Below are 3655 nucleotides of genomic sequence, written 5' to 3'. Positions count from 1 at the left end.
GATCCGGGCGGCGGCCGGCACCTGGTAGCCGGGCCCGACCGGGATGTCGGCCGTCGGCGCGGCGCCGCCGGAGGAACAGTCGACCAGGTCCACCCCGGCGGCGGCCAACTCGGTGGCGAGCACCACGCTGTCGTCGACGGTCCAGCCGCCGTCGACCCAGTCGGTGGCCGAGATGCGGGCCAGCACCGGCACGTCCGGTCCGACGGCGGCGCGCACCGCGCGGGCGACCTCCAGGGTGAGTCGCATCCGACCGGCCCGGTCCCCGCCCCAGCCGTCGGTACGCCGGTTGGTCAGCGGGGAGAGGAACTCGTGCAGCAGGTATCCGTGCGCCGCGTGCACCTCGACGGCGGCGAACCCCGCCTCCAGCGCGCGGGCGGCGGCGGTCGCGAACGCCTCGACCACCCCGGCGATCCCGGCCGGGTCTAGCGCGGTCGGTTCGCGGTACTCCGGCACGAACGGCTCAGTGGTCGGTCCGACCGGCGTCCAGCCGCCCTCCGCGTCGGGCACGCCGCCGCGCCGGGGTGCCCACGGCCGGTACGTCGACGCCTTGACTCCGGCGTGTGCGAGCTGCACGACGGGCACCGCGCCGTGGGTGGTCAGGAAGCGGGTCACCGGACGCCAGGCGTCGACGTGCCGCCCGGACCAGAGCCCGGTGTCCTGCGGGCTGATCCGTCCCTCCGGCACCACGGCGGTCGCCTCGGTCATCACCAGTCCGGCGCCGCCCACGGCCCGGGTGCCGAGGTGCACCAGGTGCCAGTCGGTGGGCAGGCCGTCGGGCCCGGCACTGTACTGGCACATCGGCGCCATCGCGATCCGGTTGGGCAGGGTCACCGCGCGCAGCGCCAGGGGGGTGAACAACGAGCTCATCGCGCCATCTTCTCCCGGCCGTCGGGCGCGCGGCCCGGACACGGGCTGTGGGGTCGGGCACTCTCGCGTCGGTCAGCTCCGGTCGGTCCGCCCACCGGCGGCCCGGGTGCGGGCGGCCAGGGCGAGGGCGGTGGCGACGCCCCAGACGACGGCCACCGCCAGCAGCAGCCGTTCCAGCACCCCGACCAGCGAGCCCCGCCCGACGAAGAGCATGGCCAGGCCGACCGCCCCGGCGAGCGGGAGCGCCACCACCGCCGCGACCGTGGCCGGTCGGCGCAACCGCCGGTCGGCCTGCGGGGCGAGGGCGAGCGCGACCATCGCGAACACCACCGTCGCGGTGGCGGCGACGCTCGCCGCACCGTGCACCAGGTCCGCCACGGTGGCCGGCTCGAAGGGCGGCAGCGGGCAGCCGGCGCTACAGGTCACCGCACCGGAGAGCAGCGTGCAGAGCGCCGCCGCGACGAGCAGCGCCACCGCGCCGGGCAGCGTCGCCAGCTGGCCCAGCACCGTCGCGGCCCGACGTCCCACGAGCCGCCGCACCACGGCCGCACCCGGGTGCGCCATCCGCGCCCGTTCGGGCCGCCGGGCCTCGTCGCGCAGGGCCACCGCGAGCAGCAGTAGCGCCGTGGCCAGGGAGAACACCCCGATCCGGTACGTCCACGCGTAACCGCTCTCGGCCACCCCGGCCTCGCTGACGTACCCGGTCAGGCCCGGTCCCGGACCGGCGACCACGGCGAGGACCACCAGGGCCGTCCCGGTGAGTACGCCCAACGCGGCACCCGCCGCCGCGACCCCGCCCCGCGCCGACGCCCGGCGGTACGCCGTCGACGACTCAGTCACGTCCGTGCGGCGTCGTCCAGCCGTGCAGGTCCGGCCCGAGCGGCACCACCCCGGTCGGGTTGATCTGGTGGTGCGTCGCGTAGTAATGCCGCTTGATGTGGTCGAAGTCGACGGTCTCGCCGAGACCCGGGGTCTGGAACAGGTCCCGCGCGTACGCCCACAGCACCGGCATCTCGGTCAGCTTCTGCCGGTTGCACTTGAAGTGCCCGTGGTAGGCCACGTCGAAGCGGACCAGCGTGGTGAACAGCCGTACGTCCGCCTCCGTGATCGAGTCGCCCATCAGGTACCGCCGGTCGGTCAGCCGTTCCGACAGCGCGTCCAGCCGGGCGAAGAGCGTCTGGTACGACTCGTCGTACGCCTGCTGGGAGGTGGCGAAGCCGCACCGGTAGACGCCGTTGTTGACGTCCCGGTGGATCTCCGCCATCAGCGTGTCCATCTCCGGGCGCAGCGCCACCGGGTACAGGTCCGGCGCGTCCGGTGCGTGCCACCGCCGCCACTCGGTGGACAGGTCCAGGGTGAGCTGCGGGTAGTCGTTCGTGACCACCCGGCCGGTGAGCGTGTCGACCAGCGCGGGCACGGTGACCCGGCCGGAGTAGTCGGCGTCGGTCGCCAGGTACGCCTCGGACAGGAAACCGATGCCCAGCACCGGGTCGAAGCCGTCCTGGTCGAGCGTGAACCGCCAGCCCCGGTCGTCCCGGATCGGATCGACGGTGCCCAGCGAGATGGCGTCACCGAGCCCGAGCAGGTTCCGCACGATCAATGCCCGGTGCGCCCACGGGCAGGCGCGGCACCAGATCAGCCGGTAGCGGCCCGCCTCCAACGGCCAGCGGTCCTGGTCGTCGGGCCCGCCGCCGGGCGGCGAGGTGGAGTGCGGGGTGACCCGCCCGGTGAACCGGTTGGGCTGCCGGACGAACGCGCCGCCGTCGCTGGTCTCCGCGCGGAACTGGGGTCGGGCCATGCCGACAACCTATCGGGATACGCCGGGGATATCCTGGCCGCCGGACGTCCGGCGGGACCCGACGGGCGGCCGGTGCCCGCCCTTCCCCACCCCCGAAGGACTCGCGATGACCGTGGCTTACCTGGTGGCCGGTGTGCGTACCCCGATCGGCCGCTACGCCGGTGCCCTGGCCGGCGTCCGCCCCGACGACCTGGCCGCGCACGTGATCCGTGAGCTGGTGGCCCGTCATCCGGCGGTGGACTGGGCACGCACCGACGACGTGATCCTGGGCTGCGCCAACCAGGCCGGTGAGGACAACCGCAACGTGGCCCGGATGGCGGCGTTGCTCGGCGGGCTACCCGAGCAGGTGTCCGGCAGCACGATCAACCGGCTCTGCGGTTCCGGTCTCGACGCGCTGGCCACCGCCGCCCGCGCGGTGGTCGCCGGTGAGGCCGATCTGGTCGTCGCGGGCGGCGTCGAGAGCATGAGCCGGGCCCCGTTCGTGATGCCGAAGGCGACCACCGCCTACTCCCGGGCCGCCGAGGTCCACGACACCACCATCGGCTGGCGACTGGTCAACCCGCTGATGCGGCAGGGTTGGGGCGTCGACTCGATGCCGGAGACGGCCGAGAACGTGGCCGAGGAGTACGGCGTGGACCGGTCCGCGCAGGACGAGTTCGCGTACCGCTCCCAGGCGCGGGCCGCGAAGGCCCAGGCCGACGGGCGGTTGGCCGAGGAGATCGTGCCGGTGACCGTGCCGGCCGGGCGGCGCGAGACGCGCCTGGTGGAGGTCGACGAGCATCCCCGGCAGACGTCGCTGGAGAAGCTCGCCGCGCTGCCCACCCCGTTCCGCGACGGCGGCACCGTCACCGCGGGGAACTCGTCCGGCGTCAACGACGGCGCGGTGGCGCTGCTGGTCGCCTCGGAGGCGGCCGTCGCCGCGTACGGCCTCACTCCGCTGGCCCGGGTCTCCGGCGCCGCGGCGGCCGGCGTGCCGCCCCGGACCATGGG

At 74.9% G+C, this 3655-nt stretch carries 4 protein-coding genes; 1 reads left to right on the top strand and 3 read right to left on the bottom strand.

Annotated elements, in window-relative coordinates; translation table 11 throughout:
* From EYA84_RS28650 to EYA84_RS28640, 3 genes are all read right to left on the bottom strand, one after another.
* On the bottom strand, positions 1-867 hold an 867-nt coding region (locus EYA84_RS28650; protein ID WP_131057075.1), incomplete at its 3' end, for an NADH:flavin oxidoreductase/NADH oxidase.
* Positions 868-939: 72 nt separating this feature from the next.
* Positions 940-1707 carry a DUF998 domain-containing protein gene (locus tag EYA84_RS28645; protein ID WP_131057073.1) on the bottom strand — a complete coding sequence of 256 codons (768 nt, stop codon included), beginning with the start codon at positions 1705-1707 and terminating at the stop codon, positions 940-942.
* Entirely contained in the window at positions 1700-2665 is a 966-nt protein-coding gene (locus EYA84_RS28640; RefSeq protein WP_131057071.1) for a glutathione S-transferase family protein, read from the bottom strand. Before EYA84_RS28640 ends, EYA84_RS28645 begins: the two co-directional genes overlap by 8 nt.
* A 106-nt stretch (positions 2666-2771) precedes the next feature.
* Between EYA84_RS28640 and EYA84_RS28635 the strand changes: the two genes are divergently transcribed.
* The coding region (locus EYA84_RS28635; RefSeq protein WP_131057069.1) for an acetyl-CoA C-acyltransferase at positions 2772-3655 on the top strand (884 nt) is incomplete at its 3' end.

Source organism: Verrucosispora sp. SN26_14.1, from assembly GCF_004307965.1.
Taxonomy (GTDB): Bacteria; Actinomycetota; Actinomycetes; order Mycobacteriales; family Micromonosporaceae; genus Micromonospora.
Note: the sequence above shows the minus strand (reverse complement) of the source record. Positions and strands in the feature narration are given on the sequence as shown.